16 protein-coding genes and 1 tRNA gene are annotated in these 22981 nt (G+C 55.3%); 13 read left to right on the top strand and 4 right to left on the bottom strand.

All coding sequences use genetic code 11. The features are described from left to right. Positions 1–26 precede the first annotated feature (26 nt). The 3 genes from TX80_RS08035 (at position 27) to TX80_RS08025 (ending at position 7301) form a co-directional block, all read left to right on the top strand. Complete coding sequence (locus TX80_RS08035) at positions 27–605, top strand: class I SAM-dependent methyltransferase (RefSeq protein ID WP_049922598.1); 579 nt, start codon at positions 27–29, stop codon at positions 603–605. 434 nt (positions 606–1039) lie between these two features. Continuing rightward, on the top strand, positions 1040–3757 hold the full coding sequence (locus tag TX80_RS08030) for a BGTF surface domain-containing protein (protein ID WP_081661508.1): 2718 nt from the start codon (positions 1040–1042) through the stop codon (positions 3755–3757). A 694-nt stretch (positions 3758–4451) separates the two neighbouring features. Then, on the top strand, positions 4452–7301 hold the full coding sequence (locus tag TX80_RS08025) for a BGTF surface domain-containing protein (protein WP_049922596.1): 2850 nt from the start codon (positions 4452–4454) through the stop codon (positions 7299–7301). 471 nt (positions 7302–7772) lie between these two features. Here TX80_RS08025 and TX80_RS08020 read toward each other — a convergent pair whose 3' ends face one another. Further along, on the bottom strand, positions 7773–8129 hold the full coding sequence (locus tag TX80_RS08020; RefSeq protein ID WP_049922595.1) for a winged helix-turn-helix transcriptional regulator: 357 nt from the start codon (positions 8127–8129) through the stop codon (positions 7773–7775). Positions 8130–8265: 136 nt separating this feature from the next. Here TX80_RS08020 and TX80_RS08015 point away from each other — a divergent pair, with 136 nt between their 5' ends. Next, on the top strand, positions 8266–8904 hold the full coding sequence (locus TX80_RS08015; RefSeq protein ID WP_049922594.1) for an NAD(P)-dependent oxidoreductase: 639 nt from the start codon (positions 8266–8268) through the stop codon (positions 8902–8904). Positions 8905–9052: 148 nt separating this feature from the next. Here TX80_RS08015 and TX80_RS08010 read toward each other — a convergent pair whose 3' ends face one another. Together TX80_RS08010 and TX80_RS08005 are read right to left on the bottom strand one after the other, a co-directional pair. Beyond that, positions 9053–9439, bottom strand: a complete 387-nt coding sequence (locus TX80_RS08010; protein ID WP_049922593.1) for a MaoC family dehydratase — start codon at positions 9437–9439, stop codon at positions 9053–9055. Positions 9440–9643: 204 nt separating this feature from the next. After that, positions 9644–9712: transfer RNA gene (locus TX80_RS08005), tRNA-Thr, on the bottom strand. 256 nt (positions 9713–9968) lie between these two features. On the opposite strand from TX80_RS08005, the gene TX80_RS19960 reads away from it, so the two are divergent. The 4 genes from TX80_RS19960 to TX80_RS07990 all read left to right on the top strand — a co-directional run bounded on the left by TX80_RS19960 (position 9969) and on the right by TX80_RS07990 (position 12886). After that, positions 9969–10097, top strand: a complete 129-nt coding sequence (locus TX80_RS19960; RefSeq protein WP_268258136.1) for a hypothetical protein — start codon at positions 9969–9971, stop codon at positions 10095–10097. 50 nt (positions 10098–10147) lie between these two features. Further along, positions 10148–11143, top strand: a complete 996-nt coding sequence (locus TX80_RS08000; RefSeq protein ID WP_154658606.1) for a hypothetical protein — start codon at positions 10148–10150, stop codon at positions 11141–11143. Then, complete coding sequence (locus TX80_RS07995) at positions 11140–11646, top strand: hypothetical protein (RefSeq protein ID WP_049922591.1); 507 nt, start codon at positions 11140–11142, stop codon at positions 11644–11646. The genes TX80_RS08000 and TX80_RS07995 overlap by 4 nt, the downstream gene beginning before the upstream one ends. Before the next feature lie 139 nt (positions 11647–11785). Continuing rightward, positions 11786–12886 carry a type I restriction enzyme HsdR N-terminal domain-containing protein gene (locus TX80_RS07990; protein ID WP_230198694.1) on the top strand — a complete coding sequence of 367 codons (1101 nt, stop codon included), beginning with the start codon at positions 11786–11788 and terminating at the stop codon, positions 12884–12886. Positions 12887–13827: 941 nt separating this feature from the next. Here TX80_RS07990 and TX80_RS07985 read toward each other — a convergent pair. Then, positions 13828–15417, bottom strand: coding sequence for a hypothetical protein (locus tag TX80_RS07985; RefSeq protein ID WP_049922589.1), 1590 nt, complete (start codon positions 15415–15417; stop codon positions 13828–13830). Between the two features lie 280 nt (positions 15418–15697). Between TX80_RS07985 and TX80_RS18955 the strand changes: the two genes are divergently transcribed. The 5 genes from TX80_RS18955 (at position 15698) to TX80_RS07960 (ending at position 22980) form a co-directional block, all read left to right on the top strand. Next, on the top strand, positions 15698–16279 hold the full coding sequence (locus TX80_RS18955; protein ID WP_154658605.1) for a hypothetical protein: 582 nt from the start codon (positions 15698–15700) through the stop codon (positions 16277–16279). Between the two features lie 107 nt (positions 16280–16386). Next, entirely contained in the window at positions 16387–17892 is a 1506-nt protein-coding gene (locus TX80_RS07970; protein WP_049922586.1) for a type I restriction-modification system subunit M, read from the top strand. Continuing rightward, positions 17885–19297 (top strand): restriction endonuclease subunit S, encoded by a 1413-nt coding sequence (locus TX80_RS18570; protein ID WP_081661506.1) that lies wholly within the window; start codon positions 17885–17887, stop codon positions 19295–19297. Before TX80_RS07970 ends, TX80_RS18570 begins: the two co-directional genes overlap by 8 nt. After that, positions 19290–22265: a type I restriction endonuclease subunit R gene (locus TX80_RS07965; RefSeq protein WP_049922585.1), complete on the top strand. Its 2976-nt coding sequence runs from the start codon at positions 19290–19292 to the stop codon at positions 22263–22265. Before TX80_RS18570 ends, TX80_RS07965 begins: the two co-directional genes overlap by 8 nt. Further along, positions 22258–22980, top strand: coding sequence for a M48 family metallopeptidase (locus tag TX80_RS07960; protein WP_049922584.1), 723 nt, complete (start codon positions 22258–22260; stop codon positions 22978–22980). The genes TX80_RS07965 and TX80_RS07960 overlap by 8 nt, the downstream gene beginning before the upstream one ends. Position 22981: the final 1 nt, after the last annotated feature.

Below are 22981 nucleotides of genomic sequence, written 5' to 3'. Positions count from 1 at the left end.
TGATCTATCACCCGTTGGATACACCTGTGACGGGCGACGAAACCGGACGAGACGACGAACGGGACCGGCGCAGTACGCTCCGGATCACCGACGGGACGCGCCCACCGGTTCGAGCGTTCCTCGACGTTTTCCCGGCCGGTCGAGCGCTCGATATCGCAACCGGGCAGGGTCGGAACGCGCTCGTCCTCGCGGAAGCGGGGTGGAACGTCGATGCGATCGACATCTCGACGATAAAGTTGTCACGTGCTCGCGAGCGTGCGAGCGAGTGGTCGGATTCCATCGCGTGGATTCTGGCCGACGTCGACAGCTACGCCTTCCCCGAAACGGCCTACGACGTTATCACGGTGAGCTTCTTCGACGCGCGTGACCGGCTTGCGGCCATCAAATCCGCCCTCAAACCCGGCGGCGTCCTCTTTTACGAACACTACCTCGAGTCGGAATCGGGGGCGAGCGGTCCGGGGGATCGGTATCGGTTCGAACCCGGTGAGTTGCTGACGGCGTGTACGGACCTGACGATCCTGTTCTATCTCGAACGCAGGATCGACGGAGAACCCCACGTCGTGCTCGTAGCGCGCAACGGTGCCGACGGGGAATCGATCGCCTGAGCGTGACGGTCTCCAGCCCAGCAACCGGTAGCGCCGGCCGGCCTCGAGTGCTTGCAGCCGCTTCCGTGTAACCGAGTGCGCTGACAGAAGATGTGTCAGATCGAAGCATTCGAGAATTGACATCGATGGCGGCAAAGTACAATAATCATACAATTATTGCATAAATTTTTCTTAGTCGCCGTTACTGTTTATTGACGAACACGAATAGGTAGCGCTAATACTGGCCTTAGCGTCGGATTATCGTCCGCATTCGGTAATAATTATACCAGCACATTCAATTCCACAAGACTTATTAGATGATGAGAAAGACTCCTCGAATACCCCTAACCCGGAGTGGTCGTGTCGGAACGCGACGGAATAGTTGGACGGACGCCGATGGTCGCCTCCGCCGATCGCACGCTAATCAACCCTAACCGAAACAGACAACATATACTATGACAGACAACCCGTCATATCGTGAAAAGGGACGTGCAGTGTTCCTGACCGCGATGATGGTGCTGTCCGTTGTCGCGACGTCCGCAGCGTTTGCGGGCGGTGCGGCGGCGGCAGCCAGCGACGAGATTACCGTCACGCTCAACGACGGTAATCTCACCATGGATGCTACAGTTCACATCGAAGCACAAGGTACGGACTTCTCCGATTCAGCCACCGTTGAGGACGGCGAACACACGTTCTCCGGCCTGGACGAGAGCGAGACGTACGACCTTACCGTCGAGGAGGACGCGTTCACTGCGTCCCCGGACCCGGCGACCGCCAGCCCCGGGGACGAGGTGAACATCGACCTCACTCCTGCTTTCAGCGGTAACTACTCGACTACCTTCGCCTACCAGGGCGAGGAGGTCATCGCTCAGCCGGACGCGGGCGAGATCGACACGGCTAGCAAGGACTATCAGGTCCGCCGCGTCACGGACACCTCCGACAGTAAGGTTACCGACAGCAAGCACATCGAGGACCTGACCGAGGCTGACCTGGTCGATCCGGAAGCCGCTGACGCGGACAAAGCGTTCGTCATCGACACGTCCGGCTTCCAAGAGGACGACTTCTTCGTCCGGAGCAGCGGTGACGAGTTCGGTGGCCACAACCCCGCTTCGTCCAACACCTTCGAAGTCGGTCTGCAGACGCTCAGCGCCGAGTTCGACGAGGACTCGGTTAACAACGAGCGGAACTCGGAAGTCGAGTTCGAACTCGACTCCAACCGTGGTACCTACGACCTGACCGTCAGCGCCGACGGCGACCTCGAAGCGTCCGAACTCGAGCGCATCTTCGAGGGCACCGACTTCGACAACGGTATCGACGTCGACGCCGACGACGACGAGATCACGCTCAACGACGTTACCGACGCAACCGACGACCTGAACTTCAGTGACATCGACGCGGGCACGTACACGCTCGAGTTCGATGCGACTGACACGGACGCCGAAGCAACCGCCGAGATCGAGGTTACGGAACTCGACGTCGACGGTGCTTTCTCCGAGGGCGTCTACACCCAGACCGCCGGTGATTACCTCGAGGTCTCCCTCGAGATGGATGACACCGACGACGCGTACATCCAGTTCGGTGACGAGGACGCCAAATTCGTCGACATTCTCCACGTCGAGGACGACGACGAAAACGACGAGGTGACCTTCTGGATCAACACTCGTACCCTCGGTGACGAGAACTTCGCGAGCAGCACCGAGAACGTGTACTACACCGAGGACGACAAGGTTCAGAGCCTCGTCCACGGAGACGACTTCGAGGCCAACTTCTGGGACGAAGAAGTCGGCGAAGAACTCGTCAACGGCGGCGCTGACTTCGCCGACTACCTCGAAGAGCTCGGCCTCATCAACGACGCCGACGACTGGCAGAACAACGAATACCAGCTCGCCCGGCCGCTCCAGCCGACGGAATACACGCTGACGGCCGACGCTGACGGTGACTTCATCGTCAACAGCGACGGCGAATCCGAAGTCGCTAACGAGATCGATCAGGCCACGGTCAACCTGAACGAGCCACGCGTCGAATCGATCAAGACGCACGTCGCTCCGTCGGACTCCGCCGACGAGGACGAACTCGACGAACTCCTCGGTGACGACGTGACGCTGACCGAGCGCACCGAGATCGCCGAAGAGGACCGTCTGGTCATCGAAGCGGAAGCGAGCGGCTTCATCGGCGCTCTGGCAGCCGCCTCCGGTGACGGTCACGACCTCCTCACCGACGGCACTAGCGCCGAATCGCTCGACACGCTCGTCAACGATGGTGCCTGGGAAGGCGAAGGTATCAACTTCGAGGTCACCGCCGACGACGCCGTCGGCAACCAGGACCCGACCAGCCTCAACCTCGACGGCGCTGACGACGGCGACGTCTACGTCTTCGTCGACAACGACGAGGGCGGCCTCTACGTCGTCGTCGACACCAGTTCGAGCAGCGCCTGGGACGGTAGCCTCGAGCCCGACCACGAGTTCACCGCCGAACTCGAGTACGAGACCCACGAGGACGAGCGCTATCACTTCAACAGCGATGGTGCCGAGAACACCGGCGAGGCAGCCTACCCGTACTTCGAGGCTGACTCGACCGAATCCGTGACCAAGGACTTCTCGGTCGTCGAACCCGCGGTCACGTTCGACAACCTCAACGAGGACGACGAACTCGTCGTCGCAAACTCCGAGGACGCCGAGATCACCGGCACGACGAACGTCGCACCCGGTGCGGACGCCAGCCTCCGACTCGACTCCGGTAGCGACGTCGAGCCGGCGTTCTTCGACACCTACGATGACGTCGAGATCGAGGACGACGGTGAGTGGACGGTCACTGCCGATTACAGCGACCAGTCCGAAGGCGACACGGCCGAAACGGCCTTCCGCGCCTACGGTAGCACCGTCGACTCCATCGACACCGTCTTCGCCGAAGACGTCTCCGAGAACGGTGACGAGAACGGCGTCGAGAACGGTGACGAGAACGGCGACGAAAACGGTGACGAGAACGGCGTCGAGAACGGTGACGAGAACGGCGACGAAAACGGTGACGAGAACGGTGCCGAAAACGGTGACGAGAACGGCGACGAAAACGGCGGCGAAGACGAGGGCGACGACGGAACGCCCGGCTTCGGCGTCGCTGTCGCGCTCGCTGCCATCCTCGGTGCCGCGATGCTCGCGCTCCGTCGCCAGCACTAACCGCTAACTACCGGCTTTCGCCGGCTCTTGAGACACGCTTTTTTATTAGACGCCGCTCTCGGAGAGCAACGGCAGTCACAACGGAACGTCCGAACACGGCCGTAGAGGCGGAGCTAAACGGACGAAGGGGGATCCGTCAGTAGCGAGTTCTCCGGACCACTTGCTCGAACGACTAGCGGGAGCCCAAGCATCGAGCCCAAGGTCGACCGTCCCGTGTCGCGATCCATCGATTCGCTTCTCGAGAGCGGACCGCTGGTCGACCGATAGCGACAGCGGCAGTCGTGGAGATCGTGACGAAACCGACGACGTGGTGGACGAGAGCGGCTTATTTCCCACACAATATGCATCGTACTAATCGAACAGGGGCCAGTAACCGACTATTTTGCCTCTGAGACGACGATCGATATAATATCAGAAATATATAAATCCCACATACATCTAGTAATCAGAATATAAACTATTATATCTAGAACACCGTATTATAGCCGTAACAGACCATATATTGGCTATCCTGATATTATGTTTGAGAAATACATTGCCAGAAGACTTATACTCAACATTGAAATACATGTCGAACACCCCTAACCCGGAGTGGCCGTGTCGGAACGCGATGGAGTTGTCGGACGGACGCCGATGGTCGCCTCACTGATCGCGCGCTAAGTAACCAATCAACGAAACTCAGACAACACATAACATGACAAGCGAAACGTCGTATCGCGAACAGGGACGTGCAGTGTTCCTGACCGCGATGATGGTACTGTCCGTTGTCGCGATGTCCGCAGCGTTTGCGGGCGGCGCGGCAGCAGTCAGTACTGCAGACGCCGAAAACGTGGAAACCACCGCTGGCTCCCAGAGCCAGGGAGTGACGTTCACAGCAGTAAACGGTACAGACTTCGATGATAGTGGATCTACTACGCCGAACGTCTCGTTCAGTGAGACCGCGAGTCTCACGTTCGAGAGCGTTAGCATCTCCAGCGCTGTCAACGGGAGCGGTGATGACGTCTCGGACAGCCTCGAAGCTAACGTCGTCGGCAGCAGCGTTGAGGTCCAGTTCGACGAGAGTTCGCTCGTCGAAGGTGGCGGCGACATCGACGTCGATCTCGACCTGCAGGTCGACGCCTCCGGCGCAAGCGAGGGTTCGGCCTCGTACAGCGTGGGCGGTGCCTCTGCTAACTTCGAGGTCACCTCGAACATCTACAGCCCCTCGTTCGCCTACGAAGGGCAGACGGTGAGTGCGACCCCGGAGACCGGGTCCGTCACGGACACCGACTACCAGCTCCGTGAAGTCACCGACACGTCCGACGGAAACGTCACCAGCAGCAGTCACATCGAGGACCTCGCCGGTGACGACGTCGACACGTCCAACAACGTGATCTCGATCGACACGACCGATCTCGAGGGCGGCGACTACTTCGTCCGCGGCGGCGACTTCGAACGGAACCCGCCCGTCGAGGACACCTTCGAAGTCGGCGTGCAGACGCTCACCACCGAGTTCGACTCGGCAACCGTCAACAATGACGAGCCGGGCGAAACCGTCGAACTCGATGTCGACTCCAACCGCGGTACCTACGACCTGAACGTCAGTGCGAACGGCGACCTCGATCACACCGAACTCGCGGGGCTTTTCGCCGGGAGTGACTTCGAGTCGCACGTCAGCACGTACGCCGACACCGAGGACAACTGGGACGAAAAGATCCTCCTCGAGGATCTCCCCGACACGGCGGACGATATCGACTTCACCGATATCGACGAAGGTAGCTACACGCTCGAGTTCGAAGCGGTCGACACGGCCGCCGAATCGACCGCCGAGATCGAAGTGACCGAGCCGAACGTCGACGGATCCTTCTCCAGCGGCGTCTACACCCAGACCGCCGGTGACCTCGTCGAGGTCACCCTCGAGCTCGAGGACACCGACGACGCCTACGTCCAGTTCGGTGACGAGAAGGCCGGCTTCGTCGACGTCATCTACGTCGAAGACGACAACGACGACGGCGAAGCGACCTTCTGGGTCAACACGCGAACGCTCGGTACCGACGCGGCCCTCGACGATGTCTACCACTCCGAAGACGACAACGTCGACAGCGCGATTCACGGTACCGTCGCCTACAGCACCGGTCAGTACGACGACGACAAGGACGTCGTCTTCTGGGACGAAGAAGTCGACGACGCCGGTGAGAACACCATCAGCTTCGACAGCTACGTCGACGACCTCGGCATCGGATCGGACGCAAGCGCACAGCTGACGCGCCCGCTCCAGCCGACCGACTACACCCTCACCGCCGAAGCTGACGGGAACTTCATCGTCAACGCCGACGGTGAATCCGAAGCGAACAACGAGATCGACCAGGCGACGCTCGATCTCATCGAGCCCGAGCTCAGTAGCGTGACGACCTACGTCGCGCCGTCGGACTCCGCCGACGAGGACGACACGCTCGACGAACTCAACGAGCAGATCACCGAGCGGACGGACATCGCGGAAGACGACCGTCTGGTCATCAAAGCCGAGGCAACCGGTCTCTACGGTGCGCTCGCTTACGAGTCCGATAACGACTTCAGCATCGTCGACGACGGCGCTGAAGCCGACGCACTGTACAACCTCGTCGAGAACAACGAGGGCGAAGGGATCAACTTCGAGGTCACCGCCGACGACGCCGTCGGCAATCAGGACCCGACGACGCTCGATCTCAACGGTGCCGACGACGGTGACGTCTACATCCTCGTCGACAACGACGCCGGCGAGTTCTACGTCGTCGTCGACACCAGTTCGACCAGCGCCTTCGACGGCGACGTCGAAGCCGGCCAGGAGTTCGACGTCACGCTCGAATACGAGACCAACGACGAGGACCGCTACGAGTTCGACGTCAACGGTCCGTTCGACGGTGGTGCCGCTGGTGACAACACTGAGGTTGCGTACCCGTACTTCGGTACGGACGAAACCCAGACGATCACCACGACGTACAGTATCGTCGAGCCTGCGGTCACGTTCGACAACCTCAACGAGGACGACGAAGTCGTCGTCCCGATCTCCGAAGAAGCCGAAATCACCGGCACGACGAACGTCGCACCCGGTGCGGACGCCAGCCTCCGACTCGACTCCGGTAGCGACGTCGAGCCGGCGTTCTTCGACACCCACGACGATGTCGAAATCACCGACGACGGAACGTGGTCGCTGACCGCCGACTACAGCGATCAGTCCGACGGTGATACTGCCGAGACGACCTTCCGTGCGTACGGCAGTAGCATCGACTCCATCGACGCCGTCTTCTCCGAAGACGCTGCCGAGAACGGCGACGAAAACGTCGAGAACGGCGAGGAGAACGGCGAAGAGAACGGTGACGAGAACGGCAACGAAAACGGTGCCGAAAACGGTGACGAGAACGGCAACGAAAACGGTGCCGAAAACGGTGACGAGAACGGCGACGAGAACGGCAACGAAAACGGCGGCGAAGACGAGAACGAAGACGGAACGCCCGGCTTCGGTGCCGCTGTCGCGCTCGCTGCCATCCTCGGTGCCGCGATGCTCGCGCTCCGTCGCCAGCACTAACCGCTAACTACCGGCTTTCGCCGGCCCCACGACAGTTCCTTTTTTAGTGACGGTCTGAACGACCCATCGACTGAAACCCAGTCACATCGCCGAATAGCGCGGTTCCGTTTGCACAACTCGTTCGATACGGGTACTCGAGAAACGGACGACGAGCCCACGCGATCGGAAAACCGTCCAGGAGCAGAAACAGGCGCTAACCCGGAGTGGCCAGTCGCCCCTGAGACGGCAGTGAGTCACTCGACCCCCTATTGTCGAGTGGCGTGGGGAAACCCCACAGTACAGTAATCCAATAATTTCTAAATTAGTCTTTTGGTCCTAGTACCGTAATTATCTAGATAGTAGGGAATATTTAGAGTTCGAAATCAGATATAATTCTTGTGGCGGCGGGAGACGCCATCGAGAGCCACACCAACAGTGATCGAATCGGGGACACGATTCACGTTCGTTCGATCACTCGCTCGAGACTGTCTCTCAACTGGTCTGTCCCGTCCCGTCGGTTCCGTCACCGATCCACTTCTCTCCCCACTCGTGGATCTCATCGAACGCGGCGAGCAGTTCCTCGCCTTTCGGCGTCAGCGAGTAGTAGACGGCCACTGGATTCCCCTCCTCGACGCGACGGTTGACGTATTCTTTCTCCTCTAAATCGTCGAGAACGCGGGAAAGCGTCTGTGAGTTCGCATCCGTCGCACGCTTGAGTTCGTTAAACCGGAGGTCGCCCTCCCGGAGGACGTGAATAACTGTCATCCGCCATCGAGATCCCACTTCTTCGAGGGTTTTGATCACCGGGCAATCGCCGTATTTCGATTCGAGGTTCGAGTGCGATGACATCGCTGTGACCTGGTCATTCCAACGTTCGCTGAACTATATCAAGATCACGATCCAATACCAGGTATGATAATATGATCTGGCATTCGGAACCGAACTGCGTATCGCGTGAAAACGACCAGCAAGACCATCCACCACAATGAACGTACTCTTACTCGGAGCAAGCGGGCGAATCGGACAGCGCATCGCAACTGAACTCCTCGAGCGCGGTCACGACGTGACCGGCGTCTCCCGGAACGGGGACGTCGAAGGGATCGACGACCCCGGCTTCGAGGCTGTCGCCGGGGACGCGACCGACCCCGACAGCATCGCCGCCCTCGCGGCAGGACACGACGCAGTCGCGTCGGCCCTTGGCCCGGGGGAAGACGAAGACGTCGACCGCCTCTCGGAGATGGCAACGGCCCTGATCGACGGCCTTCGGGAGACGCCCGTCGACCGGTTCGTCTGGACCGGCGGCGCAGGCGGGCTGGCCGTCGACTCCGACACGAAACTCATCGAGACCGACGAGTTCCCGGACGAACTCGTCGCGCTCGCGCAGGCGCACATCGACGCCCTCGAGATCATCCGCGACGTCGACGACCTCCGGTGGTCGTATCTCGCGCCGCCGGCACGGATCGAACCGGGCGAGCGGACCGGCGAGTACCGAACCGCAGCCGGGCAACTCGTCGTTGACGACGATGGCGAGAGCCAGATCTCGATGGCGGATTTCGCCGTCGCGTTCGCCGACGAACTCGAAACCGACGAGGCAGTCCACACACAACTCGGCGTCGGATACTAGCGGTATCGACGCGTAAGAGACCGGTTTTTGCGGTTGCAGTTCGTAGAACCGGACCGACCCACAGCGGAACTCCGGTTGAGCGCCCCTCACGGAGCAGCGGTTCGAAAGGGCTCGAGGAACGGGTGACGCGAAGCGACGATGACTCCGCTCAAAAGTCCTTCCAGCTGATTCCGTCGATCGTTGCGTTGAGTACCGCCTCGCCCGCTTCGTTCTCACAAACGACGTCCCACGTGATTTCGTAGCGGGCGTCCCGTTTTACAACCTTGTCGTCGGTCGCGAAACAGATGACGCGTTCGCCCGTATAGACGGACTGGAGGAATTCGAACCCCATTCTCGGAGCCATCACTTCACGGTCGCCGCCCGACTTCGTGGGTATCGTCGCTGTCAAAAGTCCATGGACCATCACGCGTCCATCCTCGTTCGGCTCGGTGTGTCGCGGTTGCGCGTCGCCGGAGAGGTCCGCAAACTGCTGTCCCTCTTCGGCTATGAACGTCCGTTCGTAGGTCACCGTTTCTCCTTCCCGTGGCTCTTCCATCGTGTCTTCCTCGGGGTTACGTTACTTGAACTACTCGTGCGGAGAAGCGATCGAACCGAGCACTCCGCCTGCCAACAGGGTTGTAAACTCCGCGGTGACCGTGGCGTGATGTGCTCCTAGACGGTTTCGTGCGTATCACTCCGATGTCTGTGAATTACGTGTGATATCCGTGGAAAAACGCGTATAGCTGAGTCGTAAATCGAAAAGAGCCTAGGCCGGGATTTGAACCCGGGCTCTCGTCCTTACCAAGGACGCGCTTTACCCAAGCACTCTCTGGCCTATTTTCGGGCAGGTATTGCCGGAGAGTGCCCCACTTCGGCCCTTCTTATGATATTATAGTAACTGTACTTTTATAAAATGTGGGGTGGGAGCAGTGTATGTCGAGCCAAGACCAATCCGTTTCCCTAACTTTCAAGATTGATTTGGCCTCGTTCGACTGCTTCTGGTGATGTGACCTTCGCCCACCGTGACTCCCTATGTGGTTGCCACCGACGAAAGGGATTCATTCGTTGAGAGTGATGGTTCCCATATGACCGACGAGAATCCCGATATTCGACTACCTGACGAAGAGGACGAGGCAATAGAGATTGCGGTAGCAGAGACGGACGAACAGAAGGCTCTGGCTGTCGCACAGGCTCGTCTGATTGGCGACCTTTAGACAGCAGATAGTATCTACTTTTATGTTAATTCGATCCGAGGTGTCGAGCAATGCCTTCGGAAAAACTCGTGCCTTACTCCTTCGAGATATACGAACATAGAAATCCAGATAACGGATATAATCTCACTCAACTGCGCGCTCACGATCCAGCATTTGATGAAAACCACATTCTGGATTTGATGGAGAACCTCTTCGAGAAACAGGAAACTAACCTTGAACCATCGAGCAACGACAAGACCTTCGTTATAGAAGAGTATCATCGAGAAGGGAATATTATCGAAGGTATTGTCTCTACTGGCTATCACGGTTACGAGGCTGAAATCCGTGATGTTGAATCAGGCGACATGACCCATCTGAAGGGAGAGGACGAAGCTGAACAAATGCCGCTGTACTTCCTCATCTATCTCCCACACACACGCGAGGGCAAGCCATACGATAATGGCCAGACTGCCCTAATTATACTTCACCAAGTTAACCGGATCGGCGTGAAGGGGAAGTTGAAGAAGCATATTGAAGAAACGTGCCTCTCGGGAGTAACCGATTATACGATGAAAATGGAGCCTGTCTCTACGGAAGAAGTACTTGAGAAAGTGATAGAGGCAGATAGGATCGCCAAGTTGGATATTAATGTCCGGAAGATTCCGGGAGACGATGAAAGTCGGATGGAATTGTTGAAGGGGTTAAGTACCGAAGAAGTCGGAACTCGATCTATCGTCCTACGCCCGGAACAAGGGGGAAGCTTCGAGAAGGTGAAACGAAAGGCGGCACGCCTCAAGGACCGAGATAAACACTTTGGGACTATTGTTAGCGATGGTGTGGAAGACTTTAGCGTGACTATTCAGAAGGATGGCGGAAGGACCGAAACGTTCTCGCTATTGAACGAGGAAGTGGCAATGCGGAAAGACCTCGATAGTGATGAACTCCGCACGAATTCTGGTCTTATCACTGCGCGTTCTCTTCGCAGTGAGGCAAACGATTTAGCCAACGACATTTTGGACCAGCAGATTGTAGAACCAGTTACCGGGACAGCCAACGTCGAAAAATGATATTTGGGAACATTGGGAGTATTATCAGCGACCACTACACATCTCTTGGCCAAGAGACAGGTCTGAAGAATCCATTTGATTATATCTTCTTGGCCGCGATCTTCGTCGCTTTCCCGGCAGTTGTCGGATTTGTACTCGCTAACTACGTCGTTCTATGGTCAGGCTTTATCACTGCCGCCGCTTCTGTCTTGAGCGTCCTAACAGGGTTTTCAATTAACACTATAATCTTGCTCATGAGGTATGACGAGGACGGTAGTCACCCCTACGAACAGAAAACGGTACGAAAGACGAAGGAGTTCACCCTTTATGCTATTTTAGCAGGTGTCGTCCTCATAATCTGCCTTGTCTTTGGAATCGTAGTATCTCGCATAGGAGGTACCGCTGGCTCGGGAGTTGCATTTGTCGTGAGCGGAGTTGTCTACAGCTTGATGGCGCACTACTTCTTGACGCTGTTAGTCATTACTCACCGATTCTGGTCTTTGATACATGGCGACGTTCTGTAAGAGTCGAGTTTACAGGATACTCGTATTCGTTCACAGGGATTGATATAGTGTCGGTAAGTCGTGACAGCATAGGATGAATAGGGACGCTATTCGGAACTACGTAGACCAGTCTGAATCCGTTCTCGACTCTTCTCCGCAGATGGACGAGGCCAACACGAAGGCCGCTGTCCTCCGTGACTTTTTGGGCCTTCTCGAGTGGGAGATTCCGACGAACACGCAACTCGAGTATTCCGTAGAAGCATTCGGGCAGACCTACAAGGTCGATTATGCGCTCATTCTTGAAGGCACGCCGGTCGCCTTTCTCGAAGCAAAAGGGGCGGACACCGCTCTGACTGCCAAACACAACGAACAACTCTCGTCCTATATGATGAACAAGAACGTCACCTATGGAATCCTCACGAATGGGAAGCAGTACCGCTTCTTTCAGCGCCGTGTAGACGCGTCTAACGTGGACGTTCAGAAAGTAGGTGATGTACCCCTCGAAGACCTTCCTAACCGTCTCGCCGTTCTGAAGGCCTATGAGAAAGACGCTATCGAGTCGGGCGAGTCCGGCAAAATCCTCGGTCGAATTAATGAATTCCGTGAAGCCCGACGAACCCTCGAAGCCGATAAGGACGACTTGGCAGTCGAACTCTCGAACGTGTTGGCCGACCATGTTTCAGAGACTATTTCCTCAATCGCAGAAATGCAGGCGAAAGAGATGGTTGACAGTGTGATACAGGATATTGAGGCAGAGATTGATTCTGATAGGCAGGATTCAGGTAATGAAGATAGGACATTTAACTCACAATCTGCTTCTGACAACCCCTCGAATACACGTCAGAAACCGGAGGAAGAGGATCAGCATAGCGGTGCGACCTCTACAAAAGTTCAGCGGTCATCCGAAGAAGAGGAACCATTCGACAAATCAGGAAGATGGGTCGTCACTTTTCTTGACAACGAGTCCGAAGTTGCGGCAGTCAGTGGTCATAAACAGGATGAAACGATGATAAATGCGACCAACTATCTTATTACACACCACAATCTTATTTCAAAAATAGAACCGCTACCGTGGGTTCCTGGTCGAACAAAAGCTATCATCAATGATGTGCCTGAACGGGAACAGGCAGATCCAGAATATAAGCCGTTGGTAAATGGCTACTATCTTGACACAAAATTGGCTAAAGGGGCAAAGAAAACTGAAATCCAGCGAATGGCGAAAAAGTGTGGTATCCACGTAGATTTCGAAGGCGACTGGTAAATCGCGGAAGGTCCTCAAAAGGTAATCACACATTCTGTGGGCCTTGTAGATGGCTACATCTTGAGAGAGTGGATACGCTCTATACGTATAAATCGGATAAAAGCGGGGCAAAAGACGATTTCAATATCTCGGTCAATATCGCGAGGGAAATACGGGCCTTCCGCCGACCACCACCAATCCGTTCCAGTCGCGCATTCCACTGTTCTCACCCTTGAAGACTTACGCCGTCACATTCCATGCCGCTGTGAAAATCGGTCGGCTCTGCTACCGTTGAAACGGACTCTCATGGGGAGAGTGTGACCGCTCACATATTTTGACACCGCTCGAACCCACCCAACGACTCGAGTGGTCCCCTTCGATCGCCTCCGATAACCCTTATCCCTACCCCGGCCAGACCCCGAAACCTCGGCTTCTCCCACCCCACCAGTCCCCCCATCTCGAGGGGGACCCCACTGGCCCCCTATGGGTGACAGGGATCACAGGGTTCTCTATACTATCACGGGGATGGGGGCTGGCCCTACCGGCTACCGACCCCAGAGGCCCGTAGCGGCCTTCTATGGCGTTCTCGCTCCATCTAAAACGGCATTAGAGGGATTTAGAGCCGGTTTCTTCCATTTCGCCCCCTTCGCGCGAGAGAAAGGTATCGGAAGAGCCGGTCAATTCAGTTTTTTCTTCTTCTACCCTTTCATCCCGATATAGGGAATGAACAAGGAAACCCCCGGTGGGTTCTCTGAAAACACCCCCGGTGGTGATTTCAGAACGAGTCGGTCGGAGTCCCATATCCCAACCTAATTTTGACCCGTTATACCTTGGCGCTTTGATTTTAGCCTTATTAGCGGATCAGGCTGACTCCTTCAAGCGGTGAACTCTCTTTAAGTACTCCCGAATAGGATTTGCTTGTTTCAGGCCCCCTATGACCGTTCCCGCATAATAACTGACTACTACTCTCCTTTAGGGGGCAAAGGAAGATCGTTATACTCGCTCGCTATACTTCGCAGTTGCTCGTGCGTAATCTCACGGTCGTACTGTTCTCCATACTGTTCCTGAAACCATTCGTCGGCCCCGTCCCAACCCCGGATATAGAGTAGACGGTTCGCAACTTTTCGACGCTTGTCGTGGCTCAAGGTTTCGACGCCGTCCTGTTCAGCCTGTTTCTGTAGTCGATAGGTATCGGTTATGCGGAAGTCTCGGCTGTTCGTACTATTCTCTCGTCTCGGGCCGTTCTTGCCCGCTGAACCGACTTCGTAGCCAAAGGCACAGAGGGCGTTTAGTGCCTCTTTCCGCCCGTCTGTGCTGTCGTCAATCCAATCCATATCAGGTAGGAGTTGGGACGCGACCCAATCACGCTCAAATGTGTCTTCGAGTTCGATAATCCGTGAACTGGTGCTATTCCCGCCAAGGAGAACGACAGTATCTCCCTGTTCGTAGTCCCACTTCTTGTGATCCTGCTTCGACAGTTGTACCGGCGCGTTTTCTTGCCATACTGTGTACTCGCTGTCGGCACTCACGGCTCCGTAGATGAATGTAGGGATGTAGGTGCGTCCGCTCTCTATGCCGTTGACGGTCGTCTTCCGACAGAAGGGTGTCCCCTTGATCTGTGCGACCACAATGCTTCGTCGCTGGTTCCCCGCGTTCGCGTAGGGGCAGAACGGGTGTCGATTGTACCGCTTCCACAGTTCGACGTTCCCTGTGCCGACCGGCTTGTCCCGCTGTTCGATGATTGGGGTCGGGATTTCTTTTATAAGTCCCAATTCTTCATAGAGGCTGTACCGGACGATTTCGGACGTTCCCGCATAATAACTGATTCCCTCTTCCCCTTCCGTGGCGTCACCACCAACCAGTTGAGCGATTCGGGCCTGTAACTTCTCGTCCGACGAGGTGGGCGAGATAGGAGCCTTCCTGATACCCGTATCATGATGTTTGGCACCGGGAAGTCGAACGAGACTCTTCTTCGTGAAGTTCGAGGCGTCAACCGTCACCGTGGCGTTCTTGTTGTACTGCTTCGTTTCCCGCCGTAACCGTTCGATCGCGTTCTCATTCACATAATACGGCAGATGAACGTGGAGCGAACTCCCACCCGAGAAGAACCACTTCGCCTCGGTCGGATCTACCTCAAGCACCTTACGGACGAAGCGCTTCAGCCCCTCTCGCATTTCGTAGTAATCAACGTCGGCGTCCGATTCGACAAAGACCGGATAACAGACGCGACCGTCGTCCTCACACTCGGTCTGAATCTTTGTGGCTATACTCTTGTAGTCTCGAACGTTGAATCGGTCATTCTTGGACACTAATTCGTCGTGCTTCGCTACTTGCTCGTCGGTGAGCAGGTAGACCGGCGAAACGAAATCAGCGACAGCCGGGACTGGCTCACGGATAGAATGGAGCCGGTGGAACTGATCGGGCTTCCCGTTGTCGCCTGTTTCGGCGTATCGAACGAAAGGGGAAAATCCATCTGGAATCCGGAGACTGTTTCGAGAGTTGTTGTCTTCTCTATGCGTTAGGGTTATATCCGTCGCGTTCGAATTACTCATGTCGTCCTCCCAACGACAAACTTCGTCCACAGGAAGGGCAATCCAATGCTCAATTCACCCTTCCAATTCCGTCCCTTGTGACTGCCTTCCGTAGACGTATTGCCGTTGTAGGAATTATGCAATTCGCCCGTAAATCGCTTTTGCAGGCGCTCATTCCGCTATTGGGGATGTCTTCAGATATGGCTATTTAGAGCGGATCGCCAGTTGCTTCAGAACTCGCGCTCAAACTCTTCGTAGTTATTCAGTAGAACTTTACCATCCACGTATCAATTCGAAAATCATGACCGAAGAGTACCTGGCTAAAACTCTGAAAAGAATCTATGATGAGTGCCAACGTGCGCAAGATGACGATGATGAAAAGAACGTTGGTAAAACTCTAATTAGCAAGTTCAACGGGCTTCTCAATCAGTATAAGGAAGAATATCCTGAACACACTGTAATACAATCCATTGAGCCAGTAGATACAAGCGGTCCGCATGGTAGTGCGCATCCTCAAGACGTGCAAGAAATTAAACTGAATGTACTGGAAATAGCTGATAGCTTGGGTCTTGATACTGATGATTTCCAAGAACCCGTCTCTTCTGATAGCCTTACTACCATCAATATTCAACAACAGCAGTCAGTGAGCCAATCGGTCACTGTCAAGAATCTCTTGAAACAGGTAGATAATCGGATGATGAGTGAGTCGGACAAAGAGGAGTTAAAAGAGGTGATTCAGGAGTATCAGGATGAGATAGAGAGCAAAGACCCGGATGAGACTAAACTCCAAGAGTTGCTAAACAAAGCCCGCGATAAGAGTCCCGATATCGCGCTAAAGTTGGGAATGGCTGGTCTCGAGCGTGGTATTGATCTACTGATTTGAATCGAGACAGTCGTATACACAGTGATCTTGCCCAAGAATCTACCAGGATACTCTTATCCCCAAGCTCCACCGGAGCAAATAACATGCTCGCATGAAATGGGACGTGTATGAGTCTCTCGCTGGAAGAACTCGATTCACACCTCTTCAAATGTGCCGACATAATTCGTGACGCCGTAGACCCAACCGACTACAAAGAGTACATTCTGCCTCTCGTCTACTACAAGTCGATCTCGGATGAGTTCGTCAAGCAGTACGAATCGAATCTCGAGGAATACGGTGAAGACTTCGCGCGCAGAGAGAACCTGTACGATATTCCGGTCGTACCCGAGGGCTATCTGTGGGAGGACCTTCGATCGGTTTCGGACAATGTGGACAAGGAACTGAACGAGGCTTTCGACGCGCTGACCGAAGAAAACCCCGGACTCCAAGGCCTGTTCCGCGCGGACTACATTGACGCTGACGCCCTGGGTGACGATCGGCTCGGGAAACTGGTCGAACACCTCTCGAAATACGACCTCGACCGAGACAGTATCCCGCCGGACATGCTCGGTGAAGCATACATGGACCTCGTTCGGCACTTTGCCGAAGAGGAAGGGAAGTCGGGCGGTCAGTTCTTCACACCGCCACACATCGTGAACCTCTGCGTTCGTCTCGTGGATGAGTTTGAGGACGGCATGACATTCCACGATCCGACTGTCGGCTCTGGTGGTATGCTCATTGAGGCCGCCCGGTACTACCGTGAAGAGCAGGGTGGCGACCCGTCGAAGCTTACGTTCACCGGACAGGAAATCAATCCGGATATTGCGGCGATCGCCAAGATGAACCTCTCCATTCACGGCCTAAATGGGACTATCGAGCGCGAAGATTCGCTATCAAATCCAGCGTTCAAGAACGAGGAAACGAACGAACTCACGCGGTTCGATCGGGTACTGGCTAACTTCCCGTTCTCGGCGGATTGGGCTAAAAGTGATCTTCAGGATGATAAATGGGGACGCTTCGATTGGGCCGACAAACTCCCTCGAGCCGACCGAGGTGACTACGCCTTCATCATGCATATGGCCGAGCAACTGAAGGACCTTGATCGAGGTGACGACGCTGGTGGGAAGGCGGCTATCGTCATTCCGCACGGCGTGCTGTTCCGTAAACACGAGAGCAAATTCCGTAAGCCAATGCTCGAAGACGACCTTGTGGAAGCAATCGTCGGGCTTCCCGAGAATCTCTTTCAGAATAACAGTATCCCGTCGGCTATCCTCGTGCTGAACACCGACAAGCCTGCCGAGCGGGAAAACGAGGTGCAATTCGTACACGCTGCCGACGAGGACTTCTACCGTGAACTCTCGAACCAGAACGAGCTGACCGACGAGGGCCTCAACCATATCGTTGAGAACTTCCGCAACTGGACGACCGAAGAGCGGGTCAGTCGAACGGTGTCGCTGGACGAGATTCAGGAGAATGATTACAACTTGAATATCGCGCTCTACGTCGATACCACGGAGCCAGAGGAAGACATTGACGTTCAGGAAGAACTCGGTAAACTACGCGAGTTGCAGGCCGAGCGCGACGAGATAGAAGCCCGAATAGATAGCCACATGGAGGCGCTAAACTATGAGTGAAGAGGCTACAGTGGACGAATACATTGAAGACGAAGATGAACAAGATCCGGAGCAAGAAGTAGAAGGGTTAGACCAAGAGCAATTTGGTCCCTTCACTCTTTCAACACCCGGTGAGTGGACCGCAAAAAGACTCGGTGAGATAAAACAACTCGTCACCAGAGGTAAACAGCCAACGTATGCCGATGAGGGAGTCCCTGTAATCAATCAGGAGTGTATCTACTGGGATGGTTGGCATTTTGAGAATCTGCGATACCTGGATGAAGAAGTCGCAGAAGATTGGAAGGAAAAATATTTCCCACAGTTGGGGGACGTAATTCTGAACTCTACAGGCCAGGGTACTCTCGGGCGGGCACAGGTATATCCCGACGATGAACGAAGAGCAATTGACTCACACGTAACTCTTCTCCGGACAGAAGAAGACCTGAATCCCTACTTTCATCGGTACTTTCTGGAAAGTTATCTTGGACAGGCTCTACTATATTCGATGTGTGTGAACGGGTCCACTGGCCAGATCGAACTCTCAAAAACACGGCTTGACTTACTTCCTGTACCACTTCCGCCACTGGATGAACAGCGTCGAATCGCTACTGTACTCCGCTCCGTTGACCAAGCGATTCAGAAGACCCAAGAAATCGAATCGCAAATTGAACAGACTCGAGAAGGACTTGTACAGGACTTCTTAAGTCAAGGTGTAGAAGATTCCGAGGTGCATGAAACTGGTACAAAACTGGGACAATTACCTGCACACTGGGAAACAGTAGCAATTGAAGACATTATTAGTGATGAGAAAAACGCTTTCACAGATGGGGCGCGATACGCGCTTTCATCAGCTGAAATACATGAAGAGGGAGACGCTCGTGCGATTCTGTTAGAAGAAGTTGGGGTAGGTGAGTTTAATGATTCGAATCCAAAATTCGCAACACAAGAGAAATACGAGGAAATCACTCACCGGGCTATTTATCCTGGCGAAGTAGTCGTCGCAAAGATGGCTGAACCTGTAGCCCGCGCGTGTATCGTTCCCAATACTTATGACAAATATCTACTCGGATGTGCAGATGTAGTCCGAATTGTCCCCAATGAGGAGATTGAGGACCGATTCCTAATGTACTGTATGAACTCCCATAAGGTCTGGCGGCAGGCAGTTGCTCACTTACGCGGAACAGGCCGTAGTAGAATCAATCTCGAAAACATCTCTGAACTTAAAATACCGAAGCCGCCAATCTCTGAACAGCAAGAAATTGTAGATGTTTTGCGAGAATTCGACACAAAAGTTCAGAATGAGCGGAACTATCGTAGGCACCTACAACGCCTCAAGCGCAGCCTCATGCAAGACCTGCTGTCGGGAACAGTCCGAACAACTGACACGGATATAGAGGTTCCAGAGGAAATCGCACAGCATGGCTGACCATCCATCCGAAGAAGGCGTTGAACACTCACTTCTCTCGTGGCTCAACACCGTCGGGTGGGACGCCTACGGGCAGGACAGTGATCGTGGTGCAAGCGCTCTCGACGCCGAGTACGACCGACAGAGTCACGAAGTCGTTTACTGGGACTTACTGGCCGAACAAGTCATCGCGCTCAACAAGGACATTACCAAGGACAACGTCGAGGAATTCGTTTCATCGCTAAAGCGCGACCTCGACGCCGAAAACCTCATGGACGGCAATCGAGCCTTCCACCAGTTACTCACCAAGGGCAAGACCTTCACTGTTCGACGCGACGACGGTGTGACGAAAACAGTCTACGTGGATCTGATAGACTACGAGAACCCTGAAAACAATTCATTCCATGCGGTCAACCAGTTTTCGATCTCGAGGGAGACAACCATCCGCCCGGACGTGAATCTCTTCATCAACGGGATTCCCCTTGTGACGATGGAACTGAAGAGTCGGGCGCAGGACAACGACTGGCACGACGCCGTGAGCGACCTGCTGGCCTACGAAGACGATGTTCCCCGGCTGTTCGTCCCCGGACTGTTCAACGTCGCCGCTGACACGATGGAACTGCGCTATGGCGCAGTCGGCTCACCAAAGGAGTTCTACGAACCGTGGAACGACGCCCCCGACGAATACGCCGACGACAACGAAATGCGACAGGCCGTCAAGGCACTGTGCAATCCGGGCTCTCTTCTCGACCTGCTGAAAAATTTCGTCTTCTACGAACGCCGAGCCGGTGGAGACGCCAAAATCGTCCCACGGTACATGCAGTACTACGCAGTGAACGCGATTCTCAATCGCGTGGACAAGGGCGAGGATAAGACCGGCCTCATTTGGCACACTCAAGGATCGGGCAAATCCTTCACCATGCTCTACGCTGCCGAGAACCTGCTTTCCCGTAACGTGGCCGACAATCCGCAGGTGTTCATCATCGTCGATACGGACAAGCTGAACTCCCAAATGCGGGATCAATTGGCGAATCTCTCCCTCGAACGGTGGACCGAAGCCAAAGGAATCGACCACCTTGAGGAACTCATTGAAGAGGGCCAGAGCGAACTCGTCCTCACGACGATTCAGAAATTCCAAGACGTAGAGCCGGATGTGCAGGGTAACGACGAGGTGATCGTTATGAGCGATGAGGCCCATCGCTTCATGGAAGCCGACCTTGGCAGTCGTCTCGACAACGCACTTCCGGACTGCTACCACTTCGGCTTCACCGGCACACCCGTCAGGGAAGGCGAGACGCAGAAGGCCCGGAACACCTTCCGCGAGTTTTCACCCGACGGTGAAGACTACCGAACCGGCGAGCGATACCTACATCAATATACCGTCAAGCAAGGTATCGAGGACGAGCTGATTCTGCCCGTCTACTTCACGCTCCGGCACGAAATGGAGTGGAAGATAGATGAAGCCGGACTGGACGAAGAGTTCGACCAGGAATTTCGGGGCCTCACCAAAGACGAGAAGCGCGAGTTCATCCGCGAGACGGTCAACACGACTACGCTCGCGGAAATAGAACCTCGCGTAGACAAGGCTGTCGAAGAAATCGACCGCCACTATGACGAACACGTTTCCCCGAACGGGTGGAAAGGGATGGTCGTCACACCGAGCCGCCGGTCAGCCGCGATGTACGGTCAGCGGCTCATAGACCGTCGCAGCGAGGACGAAGTGGAAGTCCTCTATACGACGAACAATGACGATCCCGACCTGATACAGCAGTTCCACACTGACCCCGACGAGCGGGACAGTATCATCAAGTCGTTCAAAGAAGACGAGAACCCGAAACTGCTGGTCGTCCACAACATGCTATTGACGGGCTTCGATGCCCCGATCCTGAAGACGATATACCTCGATCGGAATCTGAAGAACCACACGCTTATGCAGGCGATTGCCCGCACGAACCGGCCTGCCGAGGGCAAGGAGAACGGCGAAATAGTGGATTTCCAAGGAGTCTTCGAGAATATAGATGAAGCGCTGGACTACGACGACGAGACGAAAGCCTATGCCGCCCGCGATAAGAGCGAACTCTTCGAAGACCTGAAGGACCAGTTAGAAACGGTCATGGGGATCTTCGAGGGGATTCCAAAGGACGACAGTCAAGAGTCCGCCTATGAGGCCGTTGAACGCGTCAGCACCCATCCTGAACGACGCCAGTTCAAACAGGGCTTCCGGCGACTCCAATCGCTCTACGAGTCCGTTGCGCCCGATAAACGGCTTATTCAGGAGGGTATCGAAGACGACTACAAGTGGTTGAGCCGGGTCCACGTCGCCTTCAAGCGAACTACCTCCGGGGACGACGACCCCGAAGAGGACATGCAGGAGAAGACCCGAGAGATAATCAGCGAGAACGTCGAAATCGGGGAAATCAAGCGGGACTTCCCGACGTACAAACTCGGTGAGGAATATCTTGAAGACGTGGAAGGGCTGGATAACCCCGGCGTGAAGGCGTCACAGATTGCCCACGCGACCCGCGAACACTTGCACCCTCGGGAGAACCAGAACCCTCGCTACAAGCGCTTGAGCGAGCGCGTGACGGACATAGTGGAACGCTGGCAGGGTGACGAGATAGGCGATCCCGAGGCCGTTGAAGCCCTGAAAGCCGTTGAGGAAGAGATTCTGGATGTGGAAGCCGAAGCCGAAGAGAAGGGGATGGAAGACGCCGAGTTCGCGATCTACACTCACTTGACCGAAGAGTCGTCCAATTCGATTGACTCCGAGGAAGAGGCTGAAACCGTAGCCGAGGAAATCGTCTCACAGTTCCGCGATCGAGTTGACCGTGGGTACCACGGCTGGAAAACGAATCAGCAGACCATTGCTGAAATTGAGCGTATCTTGCTGGACGTGCTGGTGAAACAGAACGACCTTGGACACTTGATTCAGGACGACGAAGACTTCATAGACGCGATTCGGAACTACCTCATTGCGAACAATGGCTAAAGCACAACCTCGACAAATCGATCTGTTGGGGAATCCCGTTGAGTACGAGGTACGCCACAGTGCCGACGCCAGTGAGCCGCGTATCGACGTGGACATACATGGCGTAACGGTCGTCCTTCCCGAGTCCGAAAATGCTCGTCCATCGAGGTTACTGAAGGAGAACGCGGCATGGGTGGTTGACCAGCAACGGAAGTACGACACCTACCGCGAGCAAGTACCCGACCGGACCTTCGAGGCTGGCGAGTGCTTCCCTTTCCTCGGTCAAGACCGAGAACTCGTCATAGAGTCCCGCCGGAAGCACGAGGTAGACGAGGACTCAATTCGTCTCCGAAAGAGCGCTGTCGAACAATCCTCGGTGAAACAAGTGCTGGAAAACTTCTACCGGAGCCGGGCGCGGGATTACCTCACCGACCGCACCGACCACTACGCTGAACGCATGAGTGTCAAGTACGAGAAGCTCGAACTCCGGAATCAGCGCACCCGGTGGGGTAGTTGTTCGACTGGCGGGACGATCAGTCTGAACTGGCGGCTTGTCATGGCTCCGCCCGACGTTGTTGATTACCTCGTCGTCCACGAACTCGCTCACCTGATCGAACAGCACCACGGGCGGGAGTTCTGGCAGTTGGTTGGTGAACACAGCCCGAACTACAAAGAGAAGGCCGAATGGCTTGAGCGGAACAGCGCGAAGTTGGTATTTAGTGAAGAAGACGTATGAC

This window comes from Halopiger djelfimassiliensis (genome assembly GCF_000455365.1).
In the GTDB taxonomy this organism is placed as follows: Archaea; Halobacteriota; Halobacteria; order Halobacteriales; family Natrialbaceae; genus Halopiger_B; species Halopiger_B djelfimassiliensis.
The sequence above is the reverse complement of the archived record's forward strand: the minus strand, read 5'-3'. Positions and strand labels throughout refer to the sequence as shown.

Excerpts from the sequence above, each read along its gene's own strand:
- TX80_RS08030 (WP_081661508.1), top strand. The coding sequence starts at position 1,040 with ATGACAGACAACCCGTCATATCGTGAAAAGGGACGTGCAGTGTTCCTG.
- TX80_RS08025 (WP_049922596.1), top strand. The coding sequence starts at position 4,452 with ATGACAAGCGAAACGTCGTATCGCGAACAGGGACGTGCAGTGTTCCTG.
- TX80_RS08020 (WP_049922595.1), bottom strand. The coding sequence starts at position 8,129 with ATGTCATCGCACTCGAACCTCGAATCGAAATACGGCGATTGCCCGGTG.
- TX80_RS08015 (WP_049922594.1), top strand. The coding sequence starts at position 8,266 with ATGAACGTACTCTTACTCGGAGCAAGCGGGCGAATCGGACAGCGCATC.
- TX80_RS08010 (WP_049922593.1), bottom strand. The coding sequence starts at position 9,439 with ATGGAAGAGCCACGGGAAGGAGAAACGGTGACCTACGAACGGACGTTC.
- TX80_RS19960 (WP_268258136.1), top strand. The coding sequence starts at position 9,969 with ATGACCGACGAGAATCCCGATATTCGACTACCTGACGAAGAGGACGAG.
- TX80_RS08000 (WP_154658606.1), top strand. The coding sequence starts at position 10,148 with ATGCCTTCGGAAAAACTCGTGCCTTACTCCTTCGAGATATACGAACAT.
- TX80_RS07995 (WP_049922591.1), top strand. The coding sequence starts at position 11,140 with ATGATATTTGGGAACATTGGGAGTATTATCAGCGACCACTACACATCT.
- TX80_RS07990 (WP_230198694.1), top strand. The coding sequence starts at position 11,786 with ATGGACGAGGCCAACACGAAGGCCGCTGTCCTCCGTGACTTTTTGGGC.
- TX80_RS07985 (WP_049922589.1), bottom strand. The coding sequence starts at position 15,417 with ATGAGTAATTCGAACGCGACGGATATAACCCTAACGCATAGAGAAGAC.
- TX80_RS18955 (WP_154658605.1), top strand. The coding sequence starts at position 15,698 with ATGACCGAAGAGTACCTGGCTAAAACTCTGAAAAGAATCTATGATGAG.
- TX80_RS07970 (WP_049922586.1), top strand. The coding sequence starts at position 16,387 with ATGAGTCTCTCGCTGGAAGAACTCGATTCACACCTCTTCAAATGTGCC.
- TX80_RS18570 (WP_081661506.1), top strand. The coding sequence starts at position 17,885 with ATGAGTGAAGAGGCTACAGTGGACGAATACATTGAAGACGAAGATGAA.
- TX80_RS07965 (WP_049922585.1), top strand. The coding sequence starts at position 19,290 with ATGGCTGACCATCCATCCGAAGAAGGCGTTGAACACTCACTTCTCTCG.
- TX80_RS07960 (WP_049922584.1), top strand. The coding sequence starts at position 22,258 with ATGGCTAAAGCACAACCTCGACAAATCGATCTGTTGGGGAATCCCGTT.